19 protein-coding genes are annotated in these 17,930 nt (G+C 43.6%); 11 read left to right on the forward strand and 8 right to left on the reverse strand.

Annotation, left to right across the window (positions count from 1 at the left end; genetic code table 11):
- Positions 1 to 161: 161 nt before the first annotated feature.
- On the forward strand, positions 162 to 1,379 hold the full coding sequence (locus P2A85_RS18565; RefSeq protein WP_377474564.1) for a M20 family metallopeptidase: 1,218 nt from the start codon (positions 162 to 164) through the stop codon (positions 1,377 to 1,379).
- Positions 1,380 to 1,614: 235 nt separating this feature from the next.
- On the opposite strand, the gene P2A85_RS18570 is transcribed toward P2A85_RS18565, so the two are convergent.
- From P2A85_RS18570 to pstS, 5 genes are all read right to left on the reverse strand, one after another.
- Entirely contained in the window at positions 1,615 to 2,595 is a 981-nt protein-coding gene (locus P2A85_RS18570) for an aldo/keto reductase (protein WP_377474566.1), read from the reverse strand.
- Positions 2,596 to 2,952: 357 nt separating this feature from the next.
- On the reverse strand, positions 2,953 to 3,753 hold the full coding sequence (gene pstB / locus P2A85_RS18575; RefSeq protein ID WP_341731771.1) for a phosphate ABC transporter ATP-binding protein PstB: 801 nt from the start codon (positions 3,751 to 3,753) through the stop codon (positions 2,953 to 2,955).
- Between the two features lie 68 nt (positions 3,754 to 3,821).
- Positions 3,822 to 4,718, reverse strand: coding sequence for a phosphate ABC transporter permease PstA (gene pstA, locus P2A85_RS18580; RefSeq protein ID WP_377474569.1), 897 nt, complete (start codon positions 4,716 to 4,718; stop codon positions 3,822 to 3,824).
- A 34-nt stretch (positions 4,719 to 4,752) separates the two neighbouring features.
- The gene (gene pstC, locus P2A85_RS18585) at positions 4,753 to 5,706 is read right to left on the reverse strand and encodes a phosphate ABC transporter permease subunit PstC (protein WP_377474571.1); all 954 of its coding nucleotides are present in this window, start codon (positions 5,704 to 5,706) and stop codon (positions 4,753 to 4,755) included.
- A gap of 309 nt (positions 5,707 to 6,015) precedes the next feature.
- Positions 6,016 to 7,206 carry a phosphate ABC transporter substrate-binding protein PstS gene (gene pstS, locus P2A85_RS18590; RefSeq protein WP_377474573.1) on the reverse strand — a complete coding sequence of 397 codons (1,191 nt, stop codon included), beginning with the start codon at positions 7,204 to 7,206 and terminating at the stop codon, positions 6,016 to 6,018.
- Positions 7,207 to 7,495: 289 nt separating this feature from the next.
- Here pstS and bioB point away from each other — a divergent pair, with 289 nt between their 5' ends.
- The 9 genes from bioB (at position 7,496) to P2A85_RS18635 (ending at position 13,289) form a co-directional block, all read left to right on the forward strand.
- A complete protein-coding gene (gene bioB, locus P2A85_RS18595; RefSeq protein ID WP_377474574.1) occupies positions 7,496 to 8,587 on the forward strand; it encodes a biotin synthase BioB in 1,092 nt (363 codons plus the stop codon).
- A gap of 142 nt (positions 8,588 to 8,729) precedes the next feature.
- Complete coding sequence (locus P2A85_RS18600) at positions 8,730 to 9,311, forward strand: biotin transporter BioY (RefSeq protein WP_377474576.1); 582 nt, start codon at positions 8,730 to 8,732, stop codon at positions 9,309 to 9,311.
- A gap of 207 nt (positions 9,312 to 9,518) precedes the next feature.
- A complete protein-coding gene (lspA, locus tag P2A85_RS18605) occupies positions 9,519 to 10,031 on the forward strand; it encodes a signal peptidase II (protein WP_341738532.1) in 513 nt (170 codons plus the stop codon).
- Between the two features lie 36 nt (positions 10,032 to 10,067).
- On the forward strand, positions 10,068 to 11,708 hold the full coding sequence (locus P2A85_RS18610; RefSeq protein ID WP_377474578.1) for a B12-binding domain-containing radical SAM protein: 1,641 nt from the start codon (positions 10,068 to 10,070) through the stop codon (positions 11,706 to 11,708).
- Positions 11,709 to 11,799: 91 nt separating this feature from the next.
- A complete protein-coding gene (locus tag P2A85_RS18615) occupies positions 11,800 to 11,928 on the forward strand; it encodes a hypothetical protein (protein WP_377481569.1) in 129 nt (42 codons plus the stop codon).
- 29 nt (positions 11,929 to 11,957) lie between these two features.
- Positions 11,958 to 12,299 (forward strand): type II toxin-antitoxin system RelE/ParE family toxin, encoded by a 342-nt coding sequence (locus P2A85_RS18620; RefSeq protein ID WP_340521986.1) that lies wholly within the window; start codon positions 11,958 to 11,960, stop codon positions 12,297 to 12,299.
- Complete coding sequence (locus tag P2A85_RS18625; protein ID WP_377474581.1) at positions 12,292 to 12,642, forward strand: DNA-binding protein; 351 nt, start codon at positions 12,292 to 12,294, stop codon at positions 12,640 to 12,642. Before P2A85_RS18620 ends, P2A85_RS18625 begins: the two co-directional genes overlap by 8 nt.
- A gap of 13 nt (positions 12,643 to 12,655) precedes the next feature.
- A complete protein-coding gene (locus tag P2A85_RS18630; RefSeq protein WP_377474583.1) occupies positions 12,656 to 13,117 on the forward strand; it encodes an SRPBCC family protein in 462 nt (153 codons plus the stop codon).
- Positions 13,101 to 13,289, forward strand: a complete 189-nt coding sequence (locus P2A85_RS18635; protein WP_194063809.1) for a CPXCG motif-containing cysteine-rich protein — start codon at positions 13,101 to 13,103, stop codon at positions 13,287 to 13,289. The genes P2A85_RS18630 and P2A85_RS18635 overlap by 17 nt, the downstream gene beginning before the upstream one ends.
- 4 nt (positions 13,290 to 13,293) lie before the next feature.
- Here P2A85_RS18635 and P2A85_RS18640 read toward each other — a convergent pair whose 3' ends face one another.
- From P2A85_RS18640 to P2A85_RS18650, 3 genes are all read right to left on the reverse strand, one after another.
- Positions 13,294 to 14,046: a gamma-glutamyl-gamma-aminobutyrate hydrolase family protein gene (locus P2A85_RS18640; protein WP_377474585.1), complete on the reverse strand. Its 753-nt coding sequence runs from the start codon at positions 14,044 to 14,046 to the stop codon at positions 13,294 to 13,296.
- A gap of 82 nt (positions 14,047 to 14,128) precedes the next feature.
- Complete coding sequence (locus P2A85_RS18645; RefSeq protein ID WP_377474587.1) at positions 14,129 to 14,788, reverse strand: DUF2834 domain-containing protein; 660 nt, start codon at positions 14,786 to 14,788, stop codon at positions 14,129 to 14,131.
- Positions 14,789 to 14,921: 133 nt separating this feature from the next.
- Positions 14,922 to 16,091, reverse strand: a complete 1,170-nt coding sequence (locus tag P2A85_RS18650; RefSeq protein WP_377474589.1) for an FAD-dependent oxidoreductase — start codon at positions 16,089 to 16,091, stop codon at positions 14,922 to 14,924.
- Positions 16,092 to 16,422: 331 nt separating this feature from the next.
- Here P2A85_RS18650 and P2A85_RS18655 point away from each other — a divergent pair, with 331 nt between their 5' ends.
- On the forward strand, positions 16,423 to 17,736 hold the full coding sequence (locus P2A85_RS18655) for a glycoside hydrolase family 10 protein (RefSeq protein ID WP_377474591.1): 1,314 nt from the start codon (positions 16,423 to 16,425) through the stop codon (positions 17,734 to 17,736).
- Positions 17,737 to 17,930 lie beyond the last annotated feature (194 nt).

The following is a 17,930-nucleotide window of genomic DNA, read 5'->3' on the forward strand; positions in this document are numbered from 1 at the left end:
TTAAAGACTAAGATTTTATTTTAACCGCAGAGAGCGCAGAGAGCGCAGAGAGTGCTAAGAAGGAAAAGAGAGAGTTTTACAAATTATTTAACAGCTTGGCATCTAGAGCAGGTAAAGATTAAAATAAGTAGGCAAATAACAAGTAAGAAGCAACCAATAACATGATTTATACTTTGCCGAATTTAACTTCTGTCAATTTATCTAAATTGAGGCTGGAAATTAGAAATTTACAGCCTCAATTAGTGGAATGGCGTCGCCGTTTGCACCAAAAACCTGAGTTGAGTTTTGAGGAGAACTTAACGGCGGATTTTGTTTCCCAAAAGTTGCAGGAATGGGGTATTGAGCATCAAACTGCTATTGCTAAAACGGGGATTGTCGCTACTATAGACAGTGGCAAACCAGGGCCTGTTTTGGCAATTCGGGCTGATATGGATGCTTTGCCAATTCAAGAGGAAAATCAGGTTGATTATCGATCGCAACATAACGGCATTATGCACGCTTGTGGCCATGACGGACACACCGCGATCGCCCTCGGTACAGCCTGTTATCTCGCCCAGCACAAACACAGCTTTTGCGGCACTGTAAAAATCATCTTCCAGCCCGCCGAAGAAGGTCCAGGCGGCGCAAAGCCCATGATTGAAGCTGGAGTTTTAAAGCATCCTGACGTTGATGCGATCGTCGGCTTGCATTTGTGGAATAATCTGCCTTTAGGCACTGTAGGCGTCCGTAGTGGCCCGCTGATGGCCGCCGTGGAAATTTTTGATTGTACAATTTTGGGCAAAGGTGGACACGGTGCGATGCCGCATCAGACTGTAGATGCGATCGTAGTTGCAGCCCAAATAGTCAACGCTTTGCAGGCAATTGTAGCCCGGAATATCGATCCGATCGACTCCGCAGTAGTCACCGTCGGCAAATTCCACGCAGGCCAAACCCACAATGTCATTGCCGATACCGCTAAAATCGGAGGCACCGTCCGCTATTTCAATCCAGCATATCAAGGTTATTTTAACAATCGAATCGAACAAATAATTGCCGGAATTTGTCACAGCCACGGAGCAAATTATCAATTCGATTATTACTGGTTGTACCCCCCGGTCATCAACGATACCAAGATGGCTGAATTGGTGCGTAGCGTAGCAGAAACCGTGGTAGAAACTCCAGCCGGAATCGTGCCGGAATGTCAAACAATGGGCGGTGAAGATATGTCCTTCTTTTTGCAAGAAGTCCCCGGTTGCTATTTCTTTTTAGGTTCAGCTAATCAGGAGAAAAATTTAGCCTACCCCCATCATCACCCGCGATTTGATTTTGATGAAACTGCTTTGGGGATTGGTGTAGAAATGTTTGTGCGGTGCGTGGAAAAGTTTTGTGAACATCAATAATATCATTTCCGGTGGCATGGGAATGATTTCACCTTTCTCGAACACTCTTGACACAGAGTCATATCAATTCCGGTTGTATCGGAATGATTTAACCGCGAAGGCGCGTTCCCCGCAGGGGTTCCCGTAGGGTAGGACACGAAGGAAGAGAAGAGAGAGTTTAATACAGGACGGTGAAGAGAGGATTTGGTATCAGAGAATAGAGTTCTGAATAATTTCGATGCCACCGGATTTGATATTAGCTAGTTTGAAATATATTTTGCACCATCTTCTTATCTACCTTTGCCGCCGCTTTATCCAATTCTGCCATCTCGCCAGAGTCTAATTTCCACCCTAAAGCACCAATATTTTCCGCCGCCTGGGCCGCCGATTTCGCCCCCGGAATCGGAATAGTTTCTTTACTAATACACCAGTTAATCGCCACCTGGGAAATAGTCTTGTTTCTGGATGTCGCTATTTCTCGCAAACACTCCAAAAGCGATCGCATTCCTGGCAATATCTGTTTACACGCCAAACCTCGGATACCTTTAGGCAATACGCCATTCTCCGAGTATTTTCCCGTCAACAATCCCAAGGCTAGAGGACTATAAGCAATCAATTTTATTCCCAGTTCGTCACAAACTTCTTTTAATCCAAGTTCCGTAACTGGATAGGTAGAAAGTAACGAATATTGCACTTGCAAAGTAACAATAGGAATCTGGCGATCGCGAAATCTTTCATATACCCATTTTAAGCGTTTAGGCCCATAATTAGATAGACCTACTCCCTTCACCAAGCCTTGCTCGTAAAGGTCAGCCAAACCATCTAACAGAGCCCCTTCTTGCCAAGGAGCATAATTAGCTGTAGACCAGTGCATTTGCACCAAATCGACATTTTTCCCCAGGCGAGAAGCTGAGGCTTTACCAGCCGATATCATAGATTGTCGCGTCAATCTCCAAGGATAAGCAGCCAGTTTAGTCGCAATACAAATACTATCTTGATTTACACCTTGATAGGCTTGAGAAAACTGCCCTAAAAGCTGCTCGCTACGTCCATTTAATTTCCCAGTTCCATAGGAATCACCAGTATCAAATAAAGTGACACCATTACTCACACAAAGATTGAAAACGGCTTGCAATTGGGCATCCATACTTTCATCATAACCCCAGAGCAATCTGTTGCCCCAGGCCCAAGTGCCACAGCCCATTGTTGGTAAAAAAAGTTGTTGGTTTGTTTGCATTTTTGGTAAAATGATAAACACAGATCAAATCTCATTGGGTGCATCTGTGTTTGGCAAATATATTCGTAGGGGCGAAGCATGACCGCTGTAAATCTCTGGTGATCACTAATAAATTATCTGCGGTCATGCTTCGCCCTTACCAAATCAGGATGCTCCCATTTCATCCGCCTTCATCTGTGTTTATCTGCTGATATCTACGGTGAAAATTTCCGAATCTAACTATAGCAATCCTAAATCATTTGTGAATTTCTTACTCCCTCCCCTGATTCAAGGGGAGGGTTGGGGTGGGGTAAAAAATTTACGACTCATTTAGGATTGCTACAATTGGCTGTAACTGCCCTTCCAAGTCACAGTAAATCAGCCAAAACGACCGCTGACATATTCCATAGTGGAAACTTCCTTGGGATTTTGGAAAATCACCTCAGTCCTGTCGCACTCCACCAGATAGCCAAAGCGTTTGCCATCATCAGAAAGTTTAGCATTGAAAAAAGCAGTCAAGTCAGAAACACGAGAAGCCTGCTGCATATTGTGAGTCACAATCACAATGGTATACTGCTCTTTGAGTTCCCGCATCAACTCCTCAATTTTGATCGTAGAAATCGGATCGAGAGAAGCGCAAGGTTCATCCATTAATACTACATCAGGATTAATGGCGATCGCCCTAGCAATACACAAACGCTGCTGCTGGCCACCCGAAAGCGAAAAACCACTCTGCTTGAGTTTATCTTTTACCTCATCCCAAAGATAAGCTTGGCGCAGGGACTTTTCCACCAACTCATCCATATCGCCCTTATAGTTATTCACCCTCGCACCGTAAGCAATATTGTCATAAATCGACTTCGGGAAAGGATTCGGCTTTTGAAACACCATCCCAATCCGACGGCGCACCTCCACAGCATCAATATCAGGATCGTATAGATTTTGACCGTGATAATAAATTTGACCGTTTAAACGAAAACCATTAACCAAATCATTAAGACGATTAAAACATCGCAAAATTGTACTTTTTCCGCACCCAGACGGTCCGATAAAAGCAGTAATCCGATTTTTAGGAATCTCCATCGAAACATTTTTTACAGCTTGAAAACCGCCGTAAAAAATATTGATATTGTCTACCTGCAAAACCGTTTCCGTTTTCTCTTCCAACAATTCCATCATACAATTAATACTCCCATCAAATTTTACAAATGACCAATCATCAATCACTAATCACCAATCACCACTGACTAATAAACTTTTTGGCGAGTTGCCCAACGAGAAAGAATACTCGTCAGTAAAACCATGAACACCAAAATTAAAGAAGCCGCCCAAGCTAATTCTTTCTGTGCCTTAAACGGAACTGTTGCAAAGTTGTACACCAAAACCGAAAGGGAAGGAGTTGGCTTATCAAATCCTGCTGGCCAAAAAGGCGAATTTAACGCAGTGAAAATCAAAGGAGCCGTTTCTCCAGCAGCGCGGGCAATTGCCAGCGTTACACCAGTTAAAATAGCTGGAATAGCAGCAGGCAAAACCACCTGCAACACAGTTTGATAATTAGATGCACCCACACCAACCGAAGCCCATCTAATATCTTGAGGGACGATTTGTAAAGCTTCGTCAGTAGTTCGCACAATCGTCGGCAACATCAGCACTGCCAGCGCAGCACCGCCTGCAATTGCCGAAAAACCTCCCATATTCACCACAAACAAACCGTAGGCAAATACCCCCGCAATAATTGAAGGAACACCGCTGAGAACATTAGTAGCAAAACGCACCCAGCGAGCTATGGAGCCTTTGCTAAATTCAGACAAATAAACTGCTGCCAATACACCAAAAGGTACAGCAATCAGAGAAGCAATTCCCACGGTCATCAATGTACCGATAATTGCATTAGCAATACCGCCTCCCGATAGTCCTGGGGGCGGTGGTAGCTTAGTGAATAAGTCTAAATTCAGGCGATTGAAACCTTGTATAGTAACGTAGGAAAGCACTGCAAACAAAGGCAACAGAGTTATTGTTAAACAGGCTCCCGCTAATACAGTCATCGCTATATTGAACAGCGATAGGGGACTGTTTTTAACTTTTTTTAAATTACCTGTCTTCGAGGCAAAAGAATCAAGACCTTCGGAGGTTCTGTTTGACATAAATTAAAAATGTAGGGGGATTTGGCACCAATTTTTAGTTGTACTTGGCTCTAACTTGAGAAACAATCCACTCTGCCACAATATTAACAATCAGGGTCATAATAAACAAAATTAGCCCCGTGTACATCAGAGCTGCTACTTGCAACCCGGAAGCTTCGGCAAACTGATTTGCCATCAAAGAAGCTATAGTATTGGCAGGAGCTAGCACCGAAAGACTTAACTGATTGGAGTTGCCAATTAACAGAGTTGCAGCCATTGTTTCTCCCATCGCGCGTCCTAAACCGAGCATAATTCCGCCGACAATACCGGAGAAAGCAGCGGGTACGAGCACCCGAAAAATGGTTGTCCAACGAGTTGCTCCTAAACCTAAAGATGCTTGCCGCAATTCGGGAGGCAGACTTGCTAGAGAGTCACGGGAGATAGCAGTAATAATCGGCAAAGTCATGATTCCCAAAATTACTCCGGCGGGTAACATTCCGGGTCCCACTGGGGGGGTGCTAAAAATTGGTAGCCATCCGAAAGTGCCGTTGAGAAACTTGCCGAGGTTGGTAATAATGGGAATCAATACAGCAATTCCCCACAAACCGTAAACTACGCTAGGAATGGCGGCTAAAAGTTCTACCAAAAAAACCAAGGCTGTGCGGATTGGTAGGGGTAGAAAATCTTCGCTCAGGAAGATCGCAGTGCCTACTCCTAATGGTACTGCAATTAGGAGCGCGATCGCCGAACTGACAATTGTCCCGTAAATCATCGGCAGGGCACCGTACTCTTCTTTAACGGGATTCCAGCTACTGCTAAATAAAAATCCCAAACCGTACTGTTGAATCGCAGGTAATGCTCTGAAAGCAACTGTGAGTGCTATCACCAGCAAAATTACCCCAATTCCTATGCCCAAAATCCTAGTTAGCCAGATAAAGGCTTGGTCTAAGGATTTTTCTACTGGAGAGCGCGATCGGCTTTCCGATTGAGAGTTATTATCTGAAATCATAGACAAAACAACCAAGTCATAGTTTTGAAAAAAACAATTTTAGGAAAAAGTTAGCGGGAAGGAAGCAGAAAGAAAAAACATAAATAATATTCCACAGGAGTGGGTGGATTAATCGCCCTGACTTTTCCACAAATATTTCTGATGAAAATCGCTCCTTGTATTTGGAAAGAGGTAGATGGCGATTTACCGTTGGGTGGGGGCGGGTTTATGAGATTATCGATGTTAGGCTCATATTGTTGGTGAAACCCGCCCCTACAGAAATATCCCTCTTCCTTCTTCCTTCTTCCTTCTTCCTTCTTCCTTCAATCCCTATTTGGCAACCTCAATCTTGTAGTCGGCGCTGATGCCGTCAGCAGCCGCAGCTACTTTCTCTTTAACGCTTTGGGGCAGAGGAACGTAGCCCAATTCGGAACTAACTTTTTGACCTTCATTCAAGCCGTATTCCACCATAGCCTCGATCGCTTTGGCTTTGTTGGCATCCGCAACTGTTTTGGGGACTAGCATCCAAGTATAGGTGACAATTGGATAGGATTTAGCACCTTCTGGGTCTTCGATAAATGCTCGCAGATTTTCTGGCAGTGGAACTGTTGCTAGAGCTTCTGAAGCTGATTCGTCGTTAGGTACGACAAATGTACCTGCTTTGTTTTGCAAAGATGCAAATTTGAGATTGTTGTTTTTGGCGTAGCCGTATTCTACATAGCCAATGCCGCCGACGGTTTGCAGGACTTGGGCTGTGACACCTTCGTTGCCTTTTGCACCGACAAAGGTCCCTGTTTTGGACCACTCTACTGTTTTGCCGTCGCCTACTGTGCTTTTCCAGTCGGGGCTGATGGCACTCAGGTGTTTGGTGAAGACGGCGGTGGTACCGCTACCATCGGAACGGTGCACGACGGTAATGGCTTGGTCTGGTAATTTAGCACCAGGATTGGCTGCTGCTATTTTGGGATCGTTCCACTTGGTAATTTTACCAGCGAAGATTTCTGCGTAAACATCCCGTGGCAGTTTCAATTCGGGTACGTCTGGTAAGTTGTAGCCGATGACGATGCTGCCGGCTGTCATGGGCAACAGGATCACGCCTTTGTCTGCTGGAACTTTGGCGATTTCGTCGTCTTTCATGGCGGTGTCGCTGGCACCAAAGTCTACGGTGCCTTTGGTAAATTGTTCGACTCCGGCTCCGCTACCTACGGATTGATAGTTAATTTGTACTTTGGGGTTGATTTTGTTGAAGTCTTGAAACCAACGCTGGTACAGGGGAGCGGGGAATGATGCGCCGGCTGCGGTGAGGGCGACGTCTGAGGCTAGGGCGAGTTTGCTGGGAGTAGCAGTGCCGGTGGCTGCAACGGGGGAAGCGCCGGGACTGGCGGCGCTGTCACTGGGGCTGGGGCTACTGCTTGTGGTTGTGCTGCCACCACCACAGGCTGCTAAGCTGAGGGCGATCGCCATTGCTGAGATTGCGGTCGTCAGCCTGTGGGAATTAATCATGTTGATACGGAAAATCATGGGTGTAAAGTTTTAGACGCTACATAGGGGGTTGGGCCCTAGCATAGCGCTCGAAAGTAAAGCTTTGGTTAAGATTCTTTACATTTTACACTAAATTAAATTTTTAGTTCAAAACAAACTTGACAGTTTTGGAGCAATAAGATATTTGAAAGGGTGGGGACCGCAGCCATCGCTAGATTGCCGATCGCTAACCTGCCGCTACCCCCAAAATTCATAGTGAATTGTAAAATATCCCGGAGAGAGAACCAGAAAACCCTACAATGGTGGTTGTTTTCATAAGGTGCAAGAAATGGTGCAAGCGCCACTGCCAACATTTTCTCAGAGTTCGATCGACATGATGTCGGAGAAATTACCGCTGCAACTACAACTAGATAGCCTCGTAGATCGAATAGTTAAAGGATATCGGATAGGTAGAGACGAAGCCCTGGCTTTGACAGCCATCGAGGGCCAAGAAAATATTTTATTGTTGTGTTCGGCAGCCGATCGCGTGCGTCAAGCTTGCTGTGGCAATACGGTAGACTTGTGCAGCATCATTAATGTCAAATCTGGTAACTGTTCGGAAAATTGCGGTTTTTGCTCTCAGTCGGCTCACCATCCGGGAGAAAATGTCCCGATTTATGGCTTAAAAACCTCCGATGAGATTTTAGCGCAAGCCAAGGTGGCCGAGGAAGCCGGGGCGAAAAGATTTTGTCTGGTTTCTCAAGGGAAAGGGATTAAACATAACAGTCCGAAATCCTCGGAATTTGAGCAAATTCTTGATACAGTGCGCCGCATTATTCAGGAAACTAATGTTAAGCCTTGCTGCGCTTTGGGAGAAGTGACTGTCGAACAAGCTCAAGAATTGCGAGCGGCGGGAGTAACTCGCTACAATCACAATTTAGAAGCGTCTGAGCAGTTTTTTCCCAATATTGTGACAACTCACAAATGGAGCGATCGCACTGCTACGATTAAGAACTTAAAAGCAGCAGGCATTCAAGCTTGCAGCGGTGGCATTATCGGCATGGGCGAAAGTTGGCAAGATAGAATAGATTTAGCTTTGTCTTTGCGCGAGTTAGAGGTTGAGTCAGTACCGGTGAATTTGCTATCTGCTAGAAAGGGTACACCTTTGGGTGATTTACCTCCACTAGATCCTTACGAAGCATTAAAGGCGATCGCGATTTTTCGATTAATGCTTCCAGAGCAAATCATCCGTTATGCTGGAGGTAGAGAAGCCGTCATGGGAGAACTACAACACCTCGGCTTAAAAGCTGGAATTAATGCTATGTTAGTCGGACATTATCTGACTACTATGGGTCAACCCGCAGAGCAAGACCGAGCCATGCTTGAATCCCTCGGACTTCAAGGCGGCGAAGCACCAATTCCAGGCAGTTTTGAGGGTTAAATTTTGAATTTTGAGTTAAATTCATAATAGCCAGAACCCCAACTTCTTTAATAAGTTGGGGTTCTAACATATATCTGAGAAATGCTATATGTAACTGTCAACTGTCAACTGTCAACTGTCAACTGTCAACTGCTAAAATCGAATGCCTGTTCCCATAGAACTAATTTGGGCTTTTATTGGTTTACTCCTCACGATAGGAGGCGCGTTTTTTCCTGCCTTTGTTACTACTCCAATTGGGTTTTGGGACCAGCGAGGATTTCAGGCTTATTCTTTAGGAGTAAACTATCAAATTGGAGCCGTTTTGTTGGTAGGCTGCATGGGTGGCAAAAATGCTGCTGCTTTATCACAAATTGCCTATTTAATTTTAGGACTAACTTTGTGGCCTGTTTTTTCTCAAGGCGGCGGCATCGGCTATATTAAAGAACCTGCTTTTGGTTATTTACTGGGTTTTATTCCCGGTGCTTGGGTGTGTGGCTGGATGGCTTTTAAGGTGGCTTCGCGTCTGGAATCTATTGCTTTTAGTTGTTTGTGCGGCTTGTTTACAATTCATGCGATCGGCTTAACTTATCTGGTTTTAAGTCACTTGTTGGTGCTAGCCACCAGAACCACAAGTTTGTTTGAGCAAATCCTGAAATATTCAGTTTATCCTTTGCCGGGACAGTTGGCGGTAGTTTGTGCGATCGCATTACTGTCATTTGTTTTACGTCGAGTGATGTTTTATTAATGGTAAAATAATAGAAAATTGAGCCTATAGCCTAGGGCATAGGGAATTGGTAATTGTGCAAAATTGGGTTATACTGTCATTGCGAAACGGGAAAATAATCTCGCTGCGGTTGGGATTGCTTTCCTGCACTGCATCCTCCTCGCAATCACCCGCGAGATTTGAGTAAATTCTCCCATGCCCGATGCCCTATGTTCTACTTTCTAATTCATGCGTTTTAAAAAAAATCCCTGGTTCTGGGTTGCTGCTATTATCAGTCTAGTTTTAGACCATCTGACTAAATTTTGGGTGGTGCAAAATTTTGAATTGGCTGTTCCTCCGCAAACACAGCCACTGTTACCGGGCGTGTTTCACTTCACTTATGTTGTTAATACGGGTGCGGCTTTTAGTTTGTTTAGCAATGGTGGCGCGATTTGGTTGCGCTGGCTGTCTTTGGGCGTTAGTGTGGGATTGATGGTACTCGCTTGGTTCGGACCACGAATTAATCGCTGGGAACAAGCTGGCTATGGCTTGATTTTGGGCGGCGCACTGGGAAATGGGATCGATCGATTTGTGTCGGGGTATGTGGTGGATTTTCTCGATTTTCGCTTGATTCGGTTCCCAATTTTTAATCTGGCTGATGTTTTTATTAATGCTGGAATTATCTGTTTGTTAATTGCCACTTTCCACAGTCCACCTCCTCGAAAAAAGGACGAAAAAGATTATATTTCCGAAAATACTTGAATAAGTGAATCAATTAGACACCTCCAATAATTACTAATGACTTCTAATCCCTTTGTTGAAGAACGCTTGCTATTTGCCCCAGCAACCCCCGATGTTGGCGCTATCCAGACGATTTTTGCTTTTCCCAACGAGTACACAGTTGGTATTACCAGTCTGGGCTATCAAATAGTGTGGGCAACTTTGGCACTGCGCCCAGATATTGAAGTTGGTCGTTTATTTACTGATATCCACGAATCACTTCCGAGAACTCCAGAATTACTGGGATTTTCTTTTTCTTGGGAACTCGATTATGTGAATATTCTCAATTTATTGGAATCTCTAGAAGTTCCAATTTGGGCAACTAAACGAACAGATAGTCATCCTATAGTCTTTGGTGGTGGTCCGGTTTTTACAGCCAACCCCGAACCTTTCGCTGATTTTTTTGATGTGATTTTGCTCGGAGATGGCGAAAATCTAATTGATAATTTTATAAATGCTTTTAAAGAAGTTCGTACCGCTGACAGAAAAACTAAATTGCGCCATTTAGCCCAAGTTCCGGGAGTGTATGTTCCCAGTTTGTACGAAGTGACTTATCTGGATGCCGCGGAGGGTATTCAATCAATTCATCCCATCGATCCAGCAATTCCCAGTGTGGTTGAAAAACAGACTTATCGTGGCAATACTTTATCGGCTTCTACTGTGGTGACATCCAAGGCTGCTTGGGAAAATATTTACATGGTGGAAGTGGTTCGGAGTTGTCCAGAAATGTGCCGCTTCTGTTTGGCAAGTTATCTGACTTTACCTTTTAGAACTGCGAGTTTAGAGGCTTCTTTAATTCCGGCAATAGACCGCGGTTTAGCTGTGACAAATCGGTTGGGTTTGTTGGGTGCTTCCGTGACTCAGCACCCGGAATTTGAAGTTTTATTAGATTATTTAAATCAGCCTAAATACGATGGTGTACGGCTTAGTCTTGCTTCAGTCCGTACCAACACGGTGACGGTGAAACTCGCTGAAATTTTGACCAAAAGAGACAGCAAATCTGTGACGATTGCGGTGGAAAGTGGCAGCGATCGCCTCCGCAAAATTGTTAATAAAAAGCTCACCAATGAGGAAATTATTCAAGCTGCTATCAATGCTAAAACAGGGGGGTTAAAGGGCATTAAACTCTACGGCATGGCGGGAATACCGGGGGAAGAAATGGAGGATTTAGAGGCGACTGTAGCCATGCTGCGGGCTGTCAAAAAAGCTGCTCCCGGTTTGCGCTTAACTTTTGGTTGCAGTACCTTTGTTCCGAAATCTCACACTCCTTTTCAGTGGTTTGGAGTCAATAAAGATGCAGAAAAAAGATTGAAGTTTTTAGATAAAGAATTGCGGAAGTTAGGTTTAGAATTTAGACCGGAAAGCTATAACTGGTCGGTGATTCAGGGTTTGTTATCGAAGGGCGATCGACGCTTGTCTAAGCTGTTAGAATTAGTGCGGCATTACGGCGATACATTGGGCAGTTATCGGCGGGCTTTTAAGGAATTGCGGGGACATTTGCCGGACATGGATTTTTATGTTTTCCAGGAGTGGGAATTGGATCGGGTTTTGCCTTGGAGTCACTTGCAAGGACCGCTGCCCGAAGCGACTTTGAAGAAGCATTTAGCTGAGGCGATGACTCATACAAAAGGATATGAAAATTCACTAATTCACGTTTAGTAAATTAGATTATAATAGTCTCATGCGTGTCATTAGCCGAAAACGACTAAAATAATTTTGGGAAACACACCCCAATGCTGAAATAAGTTTGTTGCTGTGGTATCAGCGTAGTTGTGATGCTGAATGGCAAAGTTTAGTAGATATGCGTAAGGTATTTCCTTCGGCTGACTTAGTAGATTATGCAAATTATGAGTCCGCCTTGGCAACCAGTTTAAGATAAGATGAGGAGCGACATACTATCATACAATTATGCCAGAAGTCCAACCGAAAGAAATTCAACGTTATACTACGCCAGATAACAAAGTGCCTTTCGAGGAATGGTTTAATTTTCTCCGAGATGGCAAAGCAAAAGCTAGAATTAAGTTGAGATTAGACAGAGTTCAACTCGGCAATCTCGGAGATTATCGATTTGTTGGAGAGGGACTGTATGAATTAAAAATAGATTATGGCCCTGGATACCGAATCTATTTCGGACAAGTCGGCACAACTATTATCCTACTTTTAATCGGTGGGGATAAAAGCACTCAAGACCGAGACCTAGGGCAAGCTATCAAATACTGGACAGATTATAAGAGTGAAGATAATGCCTAAAAGTTTACCTTACCATCCTTTTTTAATAGAGTCTCTCAAAAACCCAATAGACTCTGCTATGTATCTAGAGGCTTTGTTTGAAGAAGAAAACCCCGAAACAGAACTTCTCAAAATGGTACTTAGCAATGTAGCAGAAGCTCTCGGTCAATCAAAAATGACTCCAGAACAATATGAATTGCACTTAAAAAAACTGGATGAATTGCTGTCTGAACAAGGAAGTGATGCGATTTATAGTTTGGGAACTTGGCTAAAAGCTCTGGGATTGAAACTAACTGTTGCTGTTTGTACTGAGACAGAGGATAATGATGTAAATGCTGATATTCCAGCGCAATTAACTGTTTAGTAAGATTTGAATAATGCCTAATTTTCGATATTCATCGCTAATTGATGCGACGGTTGAAAGTGTCTGGAACTTTCACGAAAGACCGGATATTTTGCAAAGATTAACTCCGCCTTGGCAACCGGTGACAATCATTCGCCGGGAGGGCGGACTTGGTGTGGGTGCTGTATCGGAATTTCGTCTTTCATTGGGGCCGATTCCGGTAAAGTGGGTGGCGACTCACACTGAATGCCAACAGTATAGGTTGTTTGTTGACGAACAAACTGAGGGACTGATGGCCAGTTGGATTCATCGACACGAGTTTACCACAGAAAATGGTAAAACTAGATTGACAGATGCGATCGCCTTTTCGATACCCGGTGGCCCGATGGTCGATCTATTATTAGGTTGGTGGGTGGAAATGCGACTAACAGATATGTTTCGTTACCGCCACGAAGTTACTAAGAAAGAGTGCGAAAAAGATGCAAACAACGGCTGAATATTACTGTGCTTTTTGCGGCGAACCTAGTACAACTTTTGTGGATATTAGTGGGGGAATGGAGCAATCATATATTGAAGATTGTCAAGTTTGCTGTCGCCCGAATGTTCTGTATATCAGAATAGATGAAGATACCCTTGATATTGAAATAGACACTGACTATCAAGAATAAGTGACTATAAAAATGTATGAATTTGATTTGAACTTGACTTGGTGGAATTCATCAATTTAGAAGCTGCTGCTTCTACGAAAGCGCGAAAAATTCGAGAGTTTATCAAACATTTTGGGGACATTTCCGGGTGCCATTGAATTGCAATCATCCAGGGGTGATTTTGATACTCCATTCCTTCTACCAAAGTGTCTGATGCCTCGGCTACAATTCGCCAATCGGATGTTACTTTCCGCACAGCTTGATGATGCCAAGAAACAACGGTTGTGGAAGTTGTTCCCATAATTTTTGCTAGCCGACTGTTGGGTTCAATTTCAATGCTATGCTCGATCGCACGAGGGGGAATTCCCGCTCCATGACTCACTTCATCTCCGTAAGCATGGGGTACGTGAGTCACCAAACTACCACCGCTAGCTACATTCAGCATTTGCATTCCCCGACAAACTCCCAAAACAGGTATGTCAGCTTTGAAAGCTAGTTTGGCTAAGGCTAGTTCAAAGTTATCACGTTCTGCATCGATCGCATAAACTGTGCGATCGATCGCACCGCCATAAAGTTCTGGATTAATATCTCCGCCACCGGAAAAAATTAAACCATCTACTACATCAAAAATACTAGCTGGATTTAATTGATTGGGCGGTAGTAAAATCGGGATGCCGCCAGCCGCTTGCACTGCATCAATATAAGATCCATTTAAGCGATATTCGCCTGCTTGACAGCGGTTATAGGTGGTGATACCAACGATGGGAAATTTTTTCATGTTGTGGAACAGGCCAGAAAGCCTGTTTCTAGTATGATGACATAGAGTCCTAAAGTAAACTGATAATTGTCAGCCCTGCTGTCTAATTTGTAACAGTTTGCACTGTATTTTCCGGCAAAGACTGGCGCGTAGACAAATAAACTAGGGGGCCAAACAAAGGAACTAATGTTACCGCCCAAAAAACTGTGCTATTTTGCATTCCTCGGCGCGCCATGTCATCTCCCAGCAAGGCGGGAAATAACAGGGAAAGCATACAAAAATCTAAACTCATTACATGAATAAAGCGGCTAGTCTGCCATTGGCTAATAAAATCTGACCAATCGCCTGTTGTCAACCCAAAGGCAACTAAACCAGCAGCGCCTAATGTTAATATAATTCCCGTAAACCGGGAGTCTAATACCTTTAAAAAAGTATTTTTATTACCAGGAAATTCAGGATTTGGTTGCCGTAGGGCTAAATAAGGCAATAAGGCAAATGCACCGACACCAAAGGATAAAATGGCAAATAACCAGGCTGGTATTTTTTGTCCTCTACCGTCAGCAAATAAGACGCAACTATAGATGATTGGCCACACGCCCATGATATTGAACAAGGCGACAATTAAAGGGTTAATTTCTGCTATTTTTCCGGTGGAAAGATTGGTAATTAAGGTCAATGTTTCGGGGCTGTCGGGAGGTGCAAATACAAAAGCGTAGGTGCTAAAGGCAATCCAAATCAGCCAAAAACCAATTTTTCTGAACATATTTAGTCTTTACTCCTTTCTGCGGTTACTACTATCATAAATCAGAATACTCCTATTTTTCAATTTGGGGCTAGTGGGATATTCTTTTTTTTTAGGTTAGCGGAATTACCCCGATCGCCTTTTTGCCCAAATACTAATTTTTATGCTTAAATTTTTGCATAAATTGGCGATCGATCCAATCTTTCCAGTACCAGAGTAGCCTGGATTCCCACATCAAAGAGCCGCGAGAGGCGATCGCCTTTTTATTCCCAGTACCAATTAGCCCTAAATATTGGGCTTGTGGTGCAAAGGGTTTTAGCGGTTGGGCTAACAAAAATTGCTGCAAATTTTCAAATAAAGGCGGGCCCTGGCGCACCGCAAATACTCCTGCTTTGGGGCGCGGATAATTAATCATCGTGCAGATATCCCCAGCGGCAAATACATGAGGGTGAGACACAGATTGCAAGTAATCATTGACTTGGATAAACCCGTTGGAGTCCGTGGCTAAACCCGATGTTTTTATCCAATTAGCTGCGGAGGCTTGTGTCACCCAAAAAATACGATTTACGTCTAATCTTAATCCGGATTCACAGGCAATTTCGTAATTGGGTATGTGGCATTCTGAACTTTTATTTTTGTCAATTATTTTGGTGTTTTTGATACCCACCACTTTTTCCATTAAGTGCAGTTTGATACCGCTATTAATGATAATCTTTTTGAGGCGATGACGTACTCTTTGGTTGTGTTGTGGCATTAATTCCGCACCGCTGTGAACCAAGTTAATTTGATAATTATCGGTTTTTCGAGCCAGACGAGATTGCATATTTAATGCTAATTCTACACCGCCTGCACCACCACCCACAATGGCAATATTCAAGGGTTTATTTAGATAATTTGCTGGGGATGTAATTAACTGATTCCAGTTAGCTAAAAACTCCGGGACTGGTTTAGCTGGAATTGCATATTCGTTAGCACCAGGTACGGATAAAGTCGCGGGAGTGCTGCCGATATCGATCGAAAGCAAGTCAAAACTAACGGGGGGGCTATTTTGACAAATTACTTGATTTTTGTTAAAGTCGATCGCGATCGCCCGATCGACCAATATCTCGCACTGAGTAAATTCACAGAGAGAACGCAAATCGATGTGACATTCATCATAACTGTAAAAACCCGCAATGTGTCCCGGTAGCATCCCCGAATAGGGTGCGTACAGCACGTCGGTAATCAGAGTCAAATGCACTCCCGACAGCGGTTTCATGCCGAACATTTTCAATACAATAGCATGACTATGACCGCCACCAATTAAAACTAAATGTTGTGGCATGGATATTTCATGTATCAATATTAGACATCTCCCATAATTATTGTGAGGAGTAGGGTTAGACATCCAGCCAGCCCTTGACAGCCTTTTTGGGACAAGTATATTATAGTTGCCCAAAGTGCGATCGCATCGAAGCGATTCCCCCATTTCACTCAACCAATTAGCAAATTAGCACAAATGGTTGTAGACTGTAGAACGACTAAATTTAATGAGCAAATTATGCCAGGGTGTGTTTCGATAACCGTCTCCAGAAAAGCCTGTCAATGGCTGGCTTTCGGGCTTACCCCACCATCATTTTTGGAGATGTCTAAGAGCAAACTCACCATTTAACACTATGACATTAGGCATCATTCCTCGCGGTTGGCTGCGATCGATTAAACCTATTCTCCCGCTTTTATTTGCCATCTCCTTCATGATAGCACTGCTAGCGAACAACTTGATTCCGGCGATCGCCCAGCAACCACGTCAGGAAATTCGCGGAGTTTGGATGACAACAAACGACAAAGACATCCTCAGAGAAAGGCGCAAAGTAACAGAAGCAGTAACCAAACTCAAACAGTTAAATTTCAACACTATTTATCCCGTAATTTGGAATTCTGGCTATGTGATGTATCCTAGTCCTGTCGCCCAGCAAAGAGATATTCAACCCTTTGTGTACAGAGGCTTAGACGGACAAGATATGCTAGCAGATTTAATCCAGCAATCTCATCGCCAAGGATTGCTAGTAATTCCGTGGTTTGAGTTTGGTTTCATGGCTCCTCCCACCTCAGAATTAGCCTTAAATAATCCCGATTGGCTAACACAAAAACAAGACGGAACCCAGACATCTAACGGTGCGGGTGGCGAAGTAGTTTGGTTAAACCCTTTTCATCCCGAAGTGCAGCAATTCATTACCGAACTCGTACTAGAAGTCACTACTAAATATAATGCTGATGGCATTCAATTTGACGATCACATGAGTTTGCCATCGGAATTTGGTTACGATGCCTACACCGTTGCACTGTATACTAAAGAAACCAAAAAAGCTCCCCCAACCGATTTTCAAGATCCAGCTTGGGTGCAATGGCGAGCTAATAAAATTACGGCATTTATGTCGAAACTAAATCAAGCTGTAAAAGCAGTAAAACCCAATGCAATTTTCTCCATTTCTCCCAATTACTACGATTTTGCTTACAAGCATCACCTGCAAGATTGGCTAGCTTGGGTACGGTTAGATATTGCCGACGAGCTAATTGTGCAAGTTTACCGCCCCGATTTAGCATCGTTTATTAACAAAATCAATCGTCCAGAAATGCAAGAAACCAAGCAAAAAATTCCCACAGGAGTTGGGATTATGACAGGTTTAAGAAATCGCCCAGTTCCCATGCACCAAATTCAATCTCAGGTGCGAGCAGTCCAAGAATACGGCTTAGGTGTGGCTTTTTTTTACTACGAAAGTTTGTGGGAATTAACACCGGAATCTCTTGAAGAGCGCTTGTCAAAATTTCAAACTTTCTTCCCATTTTCAGCATTCCGAACAGCTATACAAATACCCAGACGGGCGGCTACTTTTCCGCCGCCACCACCAAAACCTGAACCAAAAAAACAGCCAGAAAGCCCTAAAAACAATACTCAACCTTTAGCATCTCCAACTACTCAAAGAAACTAAAATTTTCCCATCAAGTAGTAAGTAGAAGCAAGAAGGAAGAATGCAAAAAATATTTTATATTAAATATAAAATATATACCACGTCAAAACCCATTACTTCCTCATCATATAGCAATCCTTGCAGGAGTCGTAAAGTTTTTACCCCACCCCAACCCTCCCCTTAGTAAGGGGAGGGGGTAAGAGAGAAATTTCACA

The sequence above is a fragment of the Microcoleus anatoxicus genome (genome assembly GCF_042465725.1).
GTDB classification, from domain to species: domain Bacteria; phylum Cyanobacteriota; class Cyanobacteriia; order Cyanobacteriales; family Microcoleaceae; genus Microcoleus; species Microcoleus anatoxicus.